We start from the raw sequence: 15,480 nt of genomic DNA, 5'->3' as shown, positions 1-15,480 counted from the left end.
CCCTATCACCTCCAATACATCAAAGCATTGTCTTTATGTGGTAATTACTACCAAATAACGAGATAATCACCATGAGATTGTGGTGTAATTTATACCATATTACAACGCAATGTATACTATATTGTGATGCCAATGATTGATAATTGGTGAGCCTGTCAGCCCACCTGTTTGGATAGCTCTACCCCCATCGGAGGACAAGAGAGGATGCCCACTTCACAAAACAAGATATGCCGAACGGCTTTTGAAGGCTGTTCGGCACATGTTTGTTTTACAATGTAGTCACGATGACCGCTCTCTTTACTGCCATAGAACCATGTTTCGGGGAATTGCTATCCGCCAAAAACGAACTTTTGCGGCATTTAGAGGCACTCAAAATAGGGTAGACGCCAGAGCGGCACCTGCTGTTGGATGGTGCGACGCCCACGGAACACGCGCCCTTGATCGTCGCGCCAGCGGCCAGGAGGCAGCACAATGGTGCGCGAAGTGCCCGGCGTTGTCATCGGAGCCACCATCAAACGGCTGCCCAACATGAATTGGTCGTGCACCTTTTCATAACCCTGATGGGGAAATTCATATTCCAAACTGCGCACAATGGGTTCGCCAGTGCGTGCCGTTTCGCGGGCGCAGGCCAGAATGTAGGGCGATTTTTGCACGTGCAGTTGCGCCATGGCCCGGATAATCTTCATGTTCTCGGCACTGAGAATGCGCCAGGGTGCCACCGAGAATTGCATCATCGGCATGAGTGCATGCACCTGAGCCGAGCGCACAATGAGTGCTTGGTCGAACTTGTCGGCATCAATATCGAGGAACGAAGCAAACGAACCGCCGCCAATCATGTCGGGACATGCATAGCCATAGCCCAGCAAGCCTGCGGCAATCATGTCGGGAACGAGCTGCTGCACCGCCTTCCACAAATAGTCTTTGTCGCCCAATCGTTGCACCAACGGACGGTTGCCCATCTGCCAGCACGCGCGATATTCGTTGAAAGCGAAGCGGCATCCCAATTCGGCCCAGCCTTTTGTTTGATCGACCGAGCGTGCATCTTTGCGATAAGGGCGCAAGTCGGCACGGTCATAGTAAATATTATCGCCGCCATCAAACTTGAAACCGTCGATGGCATAATCGTGCATCATGCCGCGCAACGTGTGTTCCAAATAGTCGAGGGCGGACGGATTGGTGAGGTCGAAGCAGGCGCTTTGCCCGTTCCACCAAGGAATGATGGCCGGATTTCCTGTGGCATCGCGCAGCAACAGCCCTTGTTTGGCCAGCGCACGATATTCGGGACTGTCGGCCGTGACAAACGGACTGATCCACAACATCACCTTGAAGCCCTGCCTATGCAGGCTATCGACCATGGCACGAGGGTTGGGAAAGCGTTCGCATTTGAAATCGAAATTGCCATAATAACGCTGCCAATTGTCATCAATCATCAAAATTCCTGGGGGCAAGCCATTGTCGAGCAAATGGCGAGCATAGGTCAAAATGTCGTGTTGATTTTGGTTGTACATCAGCTCTATCCACGTGTTGTATTGCGGATGCGAGAAAAACAGGGTGTCGGGCAATGTCCCTTCGGCTGGGAAATGCTGTTGCATGAGTGCCCGATAGGCGTCGCGCAGGGTCGTGCCTTGCTGCTTGACACCCACTTTTTCGTAGCGCGAATCGATGTGAATGCCCTGCCCATCGACCGAGAATTTGAATGGGCTATCGCTCCAGATGGTGCGCCCACGATTGGAAATGAGCATGCCCGACACCTGGTTGTTGTCGTTTTGGCACGAGAGATCGAAAGGCGAAAGCGACGTGAACGGCATCGATGTGCCTAAAGCAGTGGCACCACCCCACCACGATTCGCCTGCTAACACGGGAATGTCGCTATGGTGTTGTGCCTGCAACGCGGTGCAGAAGAGCCCCAACAGGAGTAGAAGATAAGAACGTAAATGCATAAATTAAATGTGTAATGTCCCTATGAAGGGCGTGAAACAGATGTGGCGTGGGGGAAGCTACTCACCCCAAAGTGCCATCGAAAGTGAAAATAGTGTTCGGGCGTTCCCGAAGAGTTGCTGCACGATGCAAAACATGTTCGGGCGCGCCCGAAGCCTTTTTACATCCTTGCAAAATGTGTTCGGGCGCGCCCGAAGCGTTATTGCGCCATGAAAAAGGTGTTCCGGCGCGCCCGAACAGCTATTGCAACGCTGCAACAGCTGTTCTGCCTTGCCGGAACACCTTTATACATGAGAAAGAGCGTTTGCTGTGCGTGTGGGGCTATTGTGCCACATAGTCCATCGTGAAATGGTTATCTCCCACAGGAGTTACCGCACCATTGGCCGCCACATTGATGCCATCTTTCAAATCGATGACCACTTTGTAATAGCCCGCTCCCGAAGGAATGAGGAATCCATCGGTGCCACTACGCACACTGGCTGGGAAGAAAGCATTGGGCAAACGATATTTGTGACCCGTGGAAGGATGAACGACATAGAAGGCCACATCGCCACCCCAACCAAAGTTATAGAAGGTGCCTTCGTAGCGATGGCCTGTGGTGTGCACCACGGGCAACACGTTATCGTCGGACCATACCACGGCCGTTGAGTTTTGAGTGGGTGCCCAACTCCAACCATCCATATAGAGCACATTGGGATAGCCCGCAACCGGACACGCATAGAATGCGCCGCTAAAGACATCCATGCGCACATAGTAGGTGCCCGTGTTGGCCTTCAATGTCCAGGTAGCGTTGCCACCTCCAGTGAACAAATCGGGGTTGCAAGTGTAGGAAGAGAGGTCGAAATCCGACGAAATCTTCTGTCCCTTTTGTAGCGTCATGGTGCCCTCATAGATGTAGGCCGTACCTGCTTTCAAATGCAACTGCTGTCCACAGAAGCCGATAGTAGGCGTAACGGCATTGCCATTGACCACCACTTTGTTGTTGGTGAAGAGCAACGACTTGCCACTTCCCGTCACTTCGACGCTCGTACACGTGCCCGCTGTGAAGTTAGTTTTGATGGTAAAGGCGCCACCTGCTGTGAGGGGGAAGCTCTTTGTCGCATCATCGGTGGGAGATTGCACAATGTGTTGGCCGTCCCAAAGGATGTAACCCTGCTGTGCACCGCGCTTCATGCGGAACACACCTGCGGCCGTTTGTCCCCACATCCCCACGTTGGGGTCGTCGCCTTCGGGTGCCGTCCAGGTGTAGTAGCTATCGTTTTGACTTTCGAAGCCTTTCATGCGCATCTTGTTTTTCTCGGTCGTAATCTCGCCATCTTGCCAGTGTCCCGAGATGGTGCCCAAGAGATAGTAGCAGTCGGCAGCAGGTAAGGGTTTCCAAACGTGGCGCTCGCTGAAGTTGAGCTCAAAGGTCTTGGGATTGAAAGTGATGGTGAACGATGACTCAACATCGCCGCCAATCGTGATGGAATCGTTGGTCATGGTGGCTATTTCGCCATTCTTCGTACCCCAGTAGATGCCGTTTTTGCTCGTGGTGGTCGAGATAATGCCTTTCACTTTGGCGGGGAACACCTGCTCAGTGGGCATGGTGAACACCTCACCTTGCTTTTGTAGCTCCACGATATTGCCATTGCCGAGCACCAAGTTGAGGGTCTCAAACGAGGGAGTTGCTACGGCCGGCAAGTCGAAAGTCTCAACCGCTTCGCCGTTACGTGTGTTATCGAGCTTCACCACCACTTGCAAATCATCGGTCGATGCATTCTTGGGCAACGGAATTTGAATGAAATCATCCATGTTGAATTGCTGGCCAAGCAACATCTGATACTTTGTAGCTAAGGTGTCACCCTTGCTGTTGAGCAACAAAAGCTCGTAGTGATCAAGGTTGCGATCATCGGTGAGCAGACCAGTGATGCTCACTTTATCGCCATATTTATAGTTGTCTGGGATGACCATAAGGTCGATACCTGGCTTCGGACCCGTTTTGTCATTAGACACAAACTTGTCGTCGTCGCTGCTGCAACTTACAAGCCCCAACAGGGCTGTTGCCAGCACAATAGTTGATATTTTTTTGAACATAATCAATCGGTTTTATGCTTTTATGAAATAGTTTAATTTGAACATCAGCTTCAAAATGAGCAATACCCACACCCCTTGCAGGGCAACCAGCAACACACGATAATAGTCGCCGAGCCATTGTTGGAAGCCAAAGAAGATAGAGTCGGTGATAGAATTGAAGTCAATGTGGTCGCCAATGTAATACGCAACTAATGAGTTCATGCCATAGTATCGCAGCCACATCCAGCCTTTTCTGCATCCCTTCACGTCGATGATGTAATAGAACAAGCCCATCAGGATAAAGCAAATGCCTCCTGAGAAGAGTGTCATGGAGCTCGACCAGATGTGTTTGATGATGGGAATCCAAGGGTGCATGCAAAGCGATACGGCAATCATGGCCACACCACCAGCAATGAGCCAGTAGAACTTTTGCATCGCTGTGCGCTCACTTTTCAACAGATAGCCTGCCAAAGTGCCCAGATAAACCGTCACGATGAAGTTCAGAGAACTCATGATCCACGTATAATGATAGGTAGGATCCCAATGCCATTGGTTGCCCTGCCAAATCACTCCGTCGCGGAAACGGCCCAACACCGCGCGGTCGATGGCCTCGCAAATGTTGCTGTCGATGGTGAAATCGAAGTTTCCCCAAATAGCAAAGATTGCGATATACAGGGCAAACGACAATGCCACTGCCACCATTTGCGTGCGCAACGAGCAGAAAACATAGAGGAAAGCCACGGCAACATAGCCCACAGCGATGCTTTGAAGGGTGTTAGAATAGAGGTGCAGTCTTTGCAAGTCAAACGCCAAAAGGTTGCCTTGACAAACCATGCCTAACACCCAAAGCACCACAAAGCGTTTCAAGATGCGGCGGTAAAAGCTGCCATCAATGCGCTCTCCACGCTTGTAACGTGCCATGGCAAAGGGGATGGTGATGCCCGACATGAACATGAACAAGGGCATGATGATGTCCCAAAAGCAGAAGCCCTCCCACGGCAGATGAAGCAGTTGCCCCATGATGAAATGCCCCATAGTGCCCTCAGCTGGTTGCGCTGTCTCGAGCGCTTTGAGCAAAATGGGCTGAATGAGCACCAACATGGCCAAGTCGGCACCACGCAAAATGTCGAGCGAAAGCAAGCGTTGCGGTTGCGAAGACTGGGTTGTTGTCTCCATAACTATTGTTTGATGAATTGGATGTTCGACGTGCTTTGTGGCAATTGCGCTGCAGCATCAACTTTAATCTTCACACCAAGATTGTTGTAGCCTGTGGTTGCTTCCCACATATCTTTATTGGCTAAGCGCACAGCATAGTCGGCACGTGCCGCCAATGAAGGCTCAGCATCGGGCAAGAAGAGCAGCAACTGATATTCGCCAGCTGGGAGATTGGTAGGCAAAGCCACCTTTGCGGTGAGCGTAGTTGCCTGACGTGGCTTCCAAGTGCGTGGGTCATCGGGCAGCGTTGCCACATAAACATCGCCCGCAGTGGAGCGCAAAATAAGCTGCACTTTGCGGGGATTATACATGGCAGCAAAACCAATGTTGTAAATAGAAAGCTTGGCCACAAGCTCACTTCCCGGTGCATGTTGCGTGGAATATTGGCCGCGCATGAGCACCAAACGGTAGCCCAAGTGGGTGCGAATCTCGTCCATCACGCCGTCACGTTCCCATTGTTTGAGCACCACACGGTCATAACCATCGTGCAAGAACGACCAATGCAGCGTCTTCAACTCTAACAAAGCGGCTGAACCTCTGCTGGGAGGTGTGGTCGAAGTGGGGCGTGCTGTCTCACCACCTAAAGGCGTATAGAGTGCTTCCTCGGCTACAAACGCTTTGTCTTTAGCTACATCAACATAGGTTCCCATGTTGGTTTCGTCGGCCATAAATGCATCGTTGTGTTGCGCGATGCGTGCTTGTGGCGTGCCTGTATAGGCTGTTGTGGCATTGAGGGGCGTAGCAATGCCTGTGAAAGTTTGCTTATAAGCTGGTGTACGCACTTGCACACAACGGTCCTTTGGCAACACTTCTAACCATTTTTGCAGCACGGCATTGCGTGCCGTGGTGTTGTTTAAGCCGTTGGTAGAGTAATACCATTCACCCCAAGCACCAATGAAGCCAGCTTGCACACAGGCGATAATGTCTTTGTTTTGCACGAGCACGGGCTTCAAATTGTCTAAATGTTGCTCGATGATGTTGAGCGGAGCATCGGGCTCTGTGGCTGCCGAAGTGTAGGCAAAGCGCAGAATAGCCTTCAAACCTACTTGGCGAACAGTAGCCAAATCAGTGGTGATTTTGTTTAAATCGGCGGCTGAAAGTGCTTGATTGCGACGGTCTTTCAGGTAGTAAACAATCTGCACGAGCGACTCTTTTGCATTTTTTGCCGTGTTAAGGCGCGAGGCCGAGAGTGGCGTTGTCAGGTTGCTTTCGACCATAGTATACATGCCTCGCTCGGGATTGAAGAAATCTTCTTTCGTCGAAGTATACTTCACCGTCTGCAAGTTTTGGTTTCCTTCGCCACCATTGGGCGTAGGATTGGGATCATCATTCCCGCTACTGCTACACGAAACCCACGAGAGGGCGAGTAGCAAGAGCGGTATGTTCAGCAATTTATTCATCTTGTTATGTTTAAAATTAATGTTGTTCCATCCGTCTTTCCAAACGAATTTCGCTTAAAATCTTTTTTTATCGTTTGCCGAAGCGCCGGCAAGTTGCAAATTCTTTTATTGATGTTTGCCAAGCGTTTGGCAAGCCTTTCAAAAGATTTTCGCATCCTTTCCGTCGCAACGGCATGTAATAGATGTGCCCAGAGCTTAGTAACCAGGATTCTGTTTCACCTGTCCTTTGCCATCGGTAATCACCTCTAAGGGCAGCGGATAGAGCTCTTTGTAATCGGCTGCATAGGGAGATTGGTTGATGGCGCGCACCAATGGCACGAGACGATGATAGCGAATCATGTCCGAACGATATTGCCCATTCTCACACCAGAACTCATGCCAGCGCTCTTTAAGAATGGCATCAAGCACGTCTTCGGCCTGCGTGTAGTTGGCATAGCTTAGACTTGGCAGCCCAGCACGGTTGCGAACAACGTTCACATTGTCAATAGCTTCGTGCAAATCGGCAGTCGTTGCGCCCTGCTTCTGGCAGAGTCCTTCGGCCAAAGAGAGGTAAACGTCGGCATAACGGAAGAGCACTATGTCAATATCGGTGTAGCCTCCAGAGCCTTTCACTCCAGGATCATAACCTATCTTCAAAGGAATTGGCCCTGCAGCCAATGGCGATTGCGGTGTGTTGCGGTCGATAGTGGCTCCAGAAGAGGTAGTATAAGAAGTGAGAAGACCTTGTCTGCGCACGTCGCCAGGCTCAAATGAGTCGTAGAAATACCACGTACTGGTGACTGTTCCCCAGCCCGAGCCCATGCCATGACCAGCATAATCGGTGGGCAACACCATCATGTGCCACTGGTTTTGCGATGGCCCTTCATACGAACAAGGTAGCGCAAAGATAATCTCTTTGTTGGCCTTGCCCTGTCCTCCACGTGCAAACATCCCATTATAATCACTCTGCAAGGCGTAACCATATTGCGGATCTTTCAACTCACGCGCCAACGTCACCACCTTGTCATAATTGGTTTTGTCGCCATGTGTCAAACCTTCGGGATAGTTATAATCGGCTGTTTCGTGCAAATAAAGTCGAATGAGCAACATCTTAGCTAAGCCACGGCTAAATCGTCCATACTCAGTATTGGCTGGAAGTGGCAGATGTTGGCTGGCAAAGAGCAAATCATCTTCAATGAATTTGGCCATTTCGGCACGCGAAAGACGTGGGAGGGGTTTCTCTTGCAGTGGGTTTTTCAGCACTTCTAATGGTGCTACCACCAACGGACCATACATATCATAAAGCATATACGAGAGAAATGCTCGCGCACAACGCACTTCTGCTTCGTAGCGTTGCTTGGTAGCATCGTCCAAAGCACTATTCGCAATGTCGTCGAGCACTAAAGTACAACGACTGATTTTCTGTGAGTAGCCGCCTGAATATTTATTGCTCCGGGTGTAATAAAACCATGTAATACCTGTTGTTTCGGGGAAAAAATTCAGTTGTGAGCATTTCTTTTGTTCACCAAAAGTACCCGTTAGAATGCCCGTTGTGGCATCGTTGAGAAACATAATCCCACGTTCTGAGGTGGAGAAAATGCCATCCCACCAACTGCCACGCAACGGATAGTAGCACGAAAGCACCAGCGATTGGATGTCGCTCTCGGTCTTTGGGAAGTTAGAGGGATTGATTTCCGAGTAGTCTACGGGTGTTAAGTCCGTACAACTCGGTAGTGTTATCGACGTACAAGCCAACAACAATGCATATATTATTTTCGTTTTTTTCATATTTGGAATACTTTAAAGTGGTTTAAAATGTGATGTTCACCCCAAGACTATAGGTGCGTGCGTTGGGATAGGCCGCCGTATAATAGTCGGTTTCTGGATCCAATCCTTTATAAGGTGTAATGCAAAAGAGGTTGCTGGCACTCAAAGAAAGATGCACACGTGAGATATATTTTGCCTTGGCTATCCATGCTTTGGGCATGCTCCAGCCCAAAGTGATGTTTGAGAGGCGTACAAACCATGCCTTTTGATAATACCAATCGCCGTGTGTATAACTGTTGCCCCAACCATTAAATGAGCAAGGATATTGGGTTGATGGGTTGTCCCATGTCCAGCGTTTCTTGATGATGCTCAATGCATTGTAGCCATAACGCGCCACATCACCACCGCCTAAACCATAGGCCATCTCTGTAGGATCTTCCATTCGGCGGTCAAACATGCCATTGAGTTGGAAGCTAAAGTCAAAGTCTTTATAGGTGAGTGAGTTCACCATACCTGCCATCCATCCTGGATCTTGCGAGCCAATGAGTTCCACATCGGCATCGTCTATCTTACCATCGGGGCCTCCTGTTAAGATAAAACGTCCATTAGCGTCCACTTCAGGTTGCCCATTGCTGTCGCGTTTATAGCCATTGAGGTCTTTAATCACCAACTCACCTGGACGCAAATCGGGCTGCGCCGCTGGGGCAGCCTCACCAATTTGTAGGATATGGTCTGCACGACGTGAATAAATAGGACGTATAGGATCATCTACTTTCTCATAGACTGCAGGCTTCCAATCAGGCGTACGCTCCTTCCAACGGTCTTTATAAGTTGTAAAAGTGAAGTTAGTTGTCCATTTAAAATCGCGTGTTTGAACGTTTGTCGTATTAATGGTTAGCTCAAGACCTGTGCTTTGTGTCTTTCCAATGTTGGCCATCACCTGCGAGATATCGTGGTAATAATTCAGCGGTTTGTAGTTGAGCAAATCAGAAATCACACGATGATAGAACTCCACACTGGCCAAAATACGATTGTTGAGGAAGCCAAAGTCCATACCAAAGTTCCATTCAGTGGTTGTTTCCCACTTCAAGTTAGAATTCTCTAATTTACCTTGGAACACGCCAATGAGTTGCGTTCCATTCTCCTGGTTGTAGGCTGGTTGTGCATAATAGCTGGCAAAAGCATTTGAACCGATATTCGAATTACCCGTCTGTCCCCAGCTAAGACGCATCTTACCCATCGTCAACCACGACGAAAGAGATTTCATAAAGGGTTCTTCAGAGAACGTCCATCCGAGTGCTGCGGATGGGAAATAGCCCCATTTGTGGTTTTTAGCAAACACCGAAGCCCCATCTGCACGGAAGGTTCCCGTGAGATAATAACGATCTTTGAAAATATAATTCACGCGGAAGAAATACGACTCCATCTTGTTTTTCGAGAAGGACGACCCCACTCTTTTCGTACCTGTTCCTGCATTTAAATTGTTATAAAGGAAACCATCGAGCAAGAAATTGTTATTGCCTGAATTCACACCCTCAACATTAAATTGCTCGTATGAGGTACCCGCCAGCAAATTAACCTTGTGCTGTTCTTTAATCGTTTTGGCATAAGTAGCTGTCGCTTCCAATAGATATTGGTTGTTATCGTTGGTATAGATATCGCCATTACCCTGCAAGTTGCGCCCATAAAGTGTGGATTTGGGTTCATAAGTCTTGCGGCTGATGTTCGCTCTGTCCAAGCCTGCATTCACGCGTAGGGTCAACCCATCAATCGGTCTGGCCTCCACATAGATATTGCCTAAGAAACGATCGGTGCGCCCTTTGTCGATGTTGTTCAACAAAGAGTAGGGGTTGGGCTGTGTTCCTAAGAGTGGATTAACAGGATAAGTGCCCGTCACAGGGTCGTAAGCCAAGATGTTTGGCCCCATTTGTACAGCCGAACGAATGATACCCGACTTCTCGAATTGGGCAGAACCCAATTGCGTGTTATTGTTGTCAATGCGCGTAAGGGTGAGGTTTACGCCTGCCTTAAACACATTGAGAAAGCGCTGATCGATATTACTTTTCACCGTATAGCGGCTCATTCCTGAATTGCGCACAATACCTTCATTGTCATAATAGTTCAGCGAAATCATGTATTGGGTGTCTTTCGAGCCGCCTTGAATACTCAAATTGTGCTCTTGAATATGACCATTGCGTGTGATTAAGCCCACCCAATCTGTACCCGCTCCTGCTGCAGCAATCTGTGCATCGGTATAAGGACGTGTGTAAGCCAGTCCACTTTTCGGTGCGGCCAGTGCGGCTTCGAGTGTCTTTGAGCCCCATGGTCCCACTTCATTCTCCCATATCCAGTACTCCCAACTCGACTTGTTTTTCTCGATCATCCAATCGCGTAGCGAGAGCACATCATATTTATCGCTGTAATGTTGATAGCTATAGTTGTAGGAATAGTTCACCACTGCCTTCCCCTCACGACCGCGTTTGGTGGTTACAATCACCACACCATTGGCTGCACGTGCACCATAAATGGCTGTGGCCGAAGCATCTTTCAACACTTCAATACTCTCCACATCGTTGGGATTGAGAAAGTTGAGCACGCCTTGTGTGCCTGGATCCATGCGCCCGTTTTCACCTTTTTGTTGATCGAGTTTCGCAATCGGGAATCCGTCAACAATATAAAGTGGTTCGTTGCTGGCATTCACTGAGCCGGCACCACGAATGAGAATATCAAGTCCTCCACCAGGTTGTGCCGAGTTTTGACGCACATAAAGTCCAGCAGCCTTTCCCGCAAGCATATGAGCAGCCGATGCAACACCCGCCACAGCTAAGTCGGTTCCTTTCACACTGGATACCGCTCCAGTGAGGTCGCGCTTCTTCATGGTGCCATAACCCACTACAACGACTTCGTCTAAGCCTTTCGCTTCTTCGCTCAAAATGACGCGCATGCCATTACGTGCTTTCACGGTTTGTGGCGCGAAACCCACGTAAGAGATCGTCAGAGTGGTGCCTGGCGTGGTAGCAAGCGAGAATGCACCATCACCATTCGTGATAGTACCCGTCTTCTTACCATGCTCTATCACCGTCGCTCCCACAATGGGTTCACCCTGTTCATCGGTCACCGTTCCGGTGAGTGTGCGTTGGTTTACTTTCGAAGATTGCTGTTGCACAGCGTTAATTGTACTCACTGTTGCCACTCGATCAGGCAACAAGGGCGATGCAAGCATGCCTAAAGGTGCCATTAGTAACAAGGTTGACAAAGAACGTTCCATCATGTATCCACGTCTTGTCTTTGGTTTCTTTGTTTCAAGCATATAATTTGGTATAAAGTTTAGTTTCATGAATGCGATATCACTGCCCACACCTTTCGAGGCACAGGAGTAACAATAGGCCGTGAGGAGGGCTATCCATTCGCACGGCGCTTCAGATGAATTTGATTGTCATTAATTTGCATACGTGCATCGGCTATGGTGGCTAAATTGCTCAGCACCGTCGAGATAGAGTCACGAATGATGAGCTTTCCATAGAGCCGTTGGTGCTGCAAACTGCGATCAACCACGATTTTCTGCCCAAAATAATTTGTCAAACGCGAGGCGACATCGCCCAATTCGTTGCCATTTAAATTCAAGATGCCTTGTAAATGGGCAAAATAATCGGTTGGAGAAACTTGCTCACGTGAGACAAATTGTTCACCCGAAATATTCAAACGTTCATTGGGATGAATGCGCACACGGTCGTTGTTACGCGTTTCTACCTCAACCAACCCTTCTAAAAGGGTCACACCAGCCGAGCGATTATCATAGTTGTCGACACTAAATTTGGTTCCTAACACCTTCACATTGAAATGGTCAGTGTGGATAATAAAGGGGCGTTGAGCATTGTGCACCACCTCAAAATAGCCCTCACCCTTAATCGATACGTCGCGTGTGTGACCACGAAACACGATGGGATAAGACAATTGAGTGCGCGAATTGGCAATCACCCGGCTACCATCGGGTAAGGTTACATGCATCGTATCGTTGCGTCCAACAACAATTTGCCGTATGATGGGGGCTGTAATAGCCACTTGCTGCACGGATTTTGGAGTGCGTCCCATCCACACCAAACCACTCCAAAATGCACAAAGCAACAATGGAACAACCACTGCAGCCACACGCAAAAGACGCCTTTTGTGCAAGTGACGACGCTCCATCGAAATCTTAGCATAGGTTCTTTGCAGAATATTTGTTTCGTTCATTGCTTTGGGTTCGCTGCGCAAGACAAAGTCTTCTAACACCATTTCGTCATTGGTGCTTCCAAATTTGATGTCGTCAATCTTTTTGTTCATCGCTATAGTTTAGAATTTGTGAAGAAAGAACTTGACCCCATTCATCGTGCCATCGCAAAATGTTGCGTACGCGTCAATGTCGTACGAAGCGTTTTAATGGCAAAATTCACATGATAATTCACCGTCGACACTGTAATGTCCAATAGCTCAGCTATCTCATTATAGGGCATGTGTCCCACCTTAGCTAAGAAGAACACATAACGGCATTTGGGCGGAAGACGCTCAATAGCAGCATTCAATAAGGTTAACTCCTCGTGCGAGATGAGTGTGTCGCAGGGCGTGCACATCTCAGGAAACAAGAAATCTTGCATGCCAAAATAATCCACACTAATCGTATTCCCATACCGTTTCTCACGCCTTAGGTAGTCAATGGCCTTGCGATGCACAACCCGACACAACCAACTGCGCACGTTATCGAATTCAACCAGCTGCTTACGTCGCTTCCAGGTTTCAAAGAAAACATCGCTCACTACTTCCTCGGCCATCTCCTTATTGCCTAAAATGCCATAGGCGTGAGAATAGAGCATGCTCGAGAAGCGTTGCATCAAACTGTTAAACCCCAACTCACTACCAGCAGCAGCCAGTAGCAGTTCATGATAAGGCGCATCCATAGTTCTCAATTGTTTGTTAGTTCTTGACCCAAAGGCCACTCCTTGTGCCATCTGTTTCTCTCTAAGAGAGAGCTGTATTACAGGCTTTAGTAGATGGTAGTTCACTTTTAATACACATGCGGATTGCTCTGCATGGCTAAAGTTAACGGTGCAAATATAATAAAATATTTTTGTCTAATCCTATCAAAAGAAATTATTTTTGAAAAGATATTAAAAAGATTCGCCGTTGACGACCGCCTCAAATGCCCGCAGGACACACGTCCACATGAGGTAATCAAACACACAACCCAGGCCGAATTGCCGCCCATCCTTCCGTGTTGCCGTGCCATTCGCCCAGCATGCTCCCCCCACAGGATGAAGGCTGCTGCAACATTCCATTTCGATCTTCTATCCATCTATTCCCGCATCATCAAACAAGATGATAGAAATTGCCAGGAAAAAGCATAGAGATTACAGCGTAAAGTGATAGAGATTGTGGCATTATTTCATAGCAATTAAAAAGCATTTACACCTATTATTATAGACAACCAGCATTTAATCCTTTCCAAACATTGGTAAATGGCAAGAAAAGGAAAGGTATGTAGGGAAGAGTAACACCTACCTCCAAAAGGAGAGAAAAGAGCTATGCAAGCTCCATATCAAATGATAATATGAAAAAAGAAAAGACTATTGATAACAACTTTCATTTGCTTTTCTCTTTAAATTCGTGTATCTTTGCAGGTGCAGAAAGCTTGATTTCGTGTAAAATTAACAATATAGAAAGCTTGATTTCGTGCAATAGTTTATAAAAAGGAAAATTGGAGATGCTAAAAAGATAGGTATATGAGCAGCTTAAAAACTAGAAAAACGTGAGCCAAGGCAAAAGTGCCTTGATGATAGAAAGGGGCGTGTAGGGTTGGAAAGAGCTTTATTGTAGAGGAGCTCGCCAAGGCGGAATATGCTTCTTATCTGTTTATTAATTTCACAACTGCTCCAAACAATGTGAAAGAGTGGTTCGGACAATACATGGATGACATAGATCGTCTGCTGATGAATTTGCAACTCTACTATAACAAACAGCTGAAACCGCGCCAATCACTCATTGTTTTTGATGAGATACAGGACTGTCCAAAGGCGCGAGAAGCTATAAAGTTTCTCGTGGCTGATGGTCGATTAGACTATATAGAGACGGGGGCATTAGTCAGTATTAGGAGTAAAGTAAAAGGTATCAATATACCTTCAGAAGAGGATGTGGTAGAGATGTTCCCCATGGGCTTTGAAGAATTCCTTTGGGCTATGGGCAATGACATGCTCATGACCTATATAAAAGATTGCTTTTCGCATCAGAAGCCTATGGGACAACAGTTGCATCGTAAGCCAATGAACCTTTTTCGCCTTTACATGGTGATAGGGGGAATGCCACAAGCGGTGCAGGAATATGTGGATACCCAAGACTTTTTGAAGGTGGAAACCATAAAGCATCGCATCTTAACACTTTATCGTAACGACATACGTAAATATGCAGATCGGGACGAACTGAAAGTCACAGCTATCTTTGATGAAATTCCAGGACAACTTCAAAAGCATGAAAAGAAGTTTAGTTTATCCTCACTTGGCTGTGATGCACGAATGCGTAATTACCAAGATTCCTTTTTATGGCTGGCTGATGCTAAGATTATAAACTGCTGTTTTAATACCACAGAGCCTAGTATTGGATTGCGCTTGAATGACGAGCGAACCACACTGAAGTGCTATATGGCAGACACAGGCTTACTGGTTTCACATGCTTTCGATGCGCATGGGAATATACCTATAGAGGTTTATCAGAAACTCATATTGGGAAAATTAGAGATGAATGAGGGTATGATTGTTGAAAATATCGTGGCACAAATGCTTGTCGCTTCGGGACACAGGCTATATTTTTACAGTAATCCTGATCGGGAAAAGAAGGAGAACCGTATGGAGATAGACTTCTTGATTGCGAAGTCAAAGCTCACAAACAGGCATAATATTTCGCCCATAGAGGTGAAGTCTGGTAAACGTTATGCACTCACCTCTTTGAAAAAATGTATTCAGAAGTATCACGATTACCTCGCTACACCTTATGTTACCCATACGGATGATGTCATGTTATCCGATGGTATTGTCTATATTCCACTGTATATGGTTCCTTTGCTATAAAGATACCCTCTTATATAACAGCATAAAAAATG

At 47.7% G+C, this 15,480-nt stretch carries 9 protein-coding genes; 1 reads left to right on the top strand and 8 read right to left on the bottom strand.

Annotated elements, in window-relative coordinates:
- Positions 1 to 359: 359 nt before the first annotated feature.
- The 8 genes from X919_RS0113975 to X919_RS0113935 all read right to left on the bottom strand — a co-directional run bounded on the left by X919_RS0113975 (position 360) and on the right by X919_RS0113935 (position 13,393).
- Entirely contained in the window at positions 360 to 1,940 is a 1,581-nt protein-coding gene (locus X919_RS0113975) for a glycoside hydrolase family 31 protein (protein WP_028900641.1), read from the bottom strand.
- Between the two features lie 319 nt (positions 1,941 to 2,259).
- Positions 2,260 to 4,014, bottom strand: coding sequence for a hypothetical protein (locus X919_RS0113965; protein ID WP_028900640.1), 1,755 nt, complete (start codon positions 4,012 to 4,014; stop codon positions 2,260 to 2,262).
- A gap of 12 nt (positions 4,015 to 4,026) precedes the next feature.
- Entirely contained in the window at positions 4,027 to 5,169 is a 1,143-nt protein-coding gene (locus X919_RS0113960) for an acyltransferase family protein (RefSeq protein ID WP_028900639.1), read from the bottom strand.
- 2 nt (positions 5,170 to 5,171) lie between these two features.
- Positions 5,172 to 6,608: a DUF4832 domain-containing protein gene (locus X919_RS0113955; RefSeq protein ID WP_028900638.1), complete on the bottom strand. Its 1,437-nt coding sequence runs from the start codon at positions 6,606 to 6,608 to the stop codon at positions 5,172 to 5,174.
- A 195-nt stretch (positions 6,609 to 6,803) separates the two neighbouring features.
- Positions 6,804 to 8,375 (bottom strand): RagB/SusD family nutrient uptake outer membrane protein, encoded by a 1,572-nt coding sequence (locus X919_RS0113950; RefSeq protein ID WP_028900637.1) that lies wholly within the window; start codon positions 8,373 to 8,375, stop codon positions 6,804 to 6,806.
- A 22-nt stretch (positions 8,376 to 8,397) separates the two neighbouring features.
- Positions 8,398 to 11,625, bottom strand: coding sequence for a SusC/RagA family TonB-linked outer membrane protein (locus tag X919_RS0113945; RefSeq protein WP_253270156.1), 3,228 nt, complete (start codon positions 11,623 to 11,625; stop codon positions 8,398 to 8,400).
- A gap of 128 nt (positions 11,626 to 11,753) precedes the next feature.
- Entirely contained in the window at positions 11,754 to 12,677 is a 924-nt protein-coding gene (locus X919_RS0113940) for a FecR family protein (protein WP_028900635.1), read from the bottom strand.
- 41 nt (positions 12,678 to 12,718) lie between these two features.
- Complete coding sequence (locus X919_RS0113935) at positions 12,719 to 13,393, bottom strand: RNA polymerase sigma factor (protein WP_371212598.1); 675 nt, start codon at positions 13,391 to 13,393, stop codon at positions 12,719 to 12,721.
- Positions 13,394 to 14,197: 804 nt separating this feature from the next.
- Between X919_RS0113935 and X919_RS15570 the strand changes: the two genes are divergently transcribed.
- Positions 14,198 to 15,448 carry an ATP-binding protein gene (locus tag X919_RS15570; protein WP_253270160.1) on the top strand — a complete coding sequence of 417 codons (1,251 nt, stop codon included), beginning with the start codon at positions 14,198 to 14,200 and terminating at the stop codon, positions 15,446 to 15,448.
- The last annotated feature ends 32 nt before the right edge of the window (positions 15,449 to 15,480 follow it).

It is taken from the genome of Prevotella sp. HJM029 (assembly GCF_000599605.1).
Classification (GTDB): domain Bacteria; phylum Bacteroidota; class Bacteroidia; order Bacteroidales; family Bacteroidaceae; genus Prevotella.
Note: the sequence above shows the minus strand (reverse complement) of the source record. Positions and strands in the feature narration are given on the sequence as shown.

Coding starts and splice junctions, on each gene's coding strand:
- X919_RS0113975 (WP_028900641.1), bottom strand. CDS start 1,940: ATGCATTTACGTTCTTATCTTCTACTCCTGTTGGGGCTCTTCTGCACC.
- X919_RS0113965 (WP_028900640.1), bottom strand. CDS start 4,014: ATGTTCAAAAAAATATCAACTATTGTGCTGGCAACAGCCCTGTTGGGG.
- X919_RS0113960 (WP_028900639.1), bottom strand. CDS start 5,169: ATGGAGACAACAACCCAGTCTTCGCAACCGCAACGCTTGCTTTCGCTC.
- X919_RS0113955 (WP_028900638.1), bottom strand. CDS start 6,608: ATGAATAAATTGCTGAACATACCGCTCTTGCTACTCGCCCTCTCGTGG.
- X919_RS0113950 (WP_028900637.1), bottom strand. CDS start 8,375: ATGAAAAAAACGAAAATAATATATGCATTGTTGTTGGCTTGTACGTCG.
- X919_RS0113945 (WP_253270156.1), bottom strand. CDS start 11,625: ATGATGGAACGTTCTTTGTCAACCTTGTTACTAATGGCACCTTTAGGC.
- X919_RS0113940 (WP_028900635.1), bottom strand. CDS start 12,677: ATGAACAAAAAGATTGACGACATCAAATTTGGAAGCACCAATGACGAA.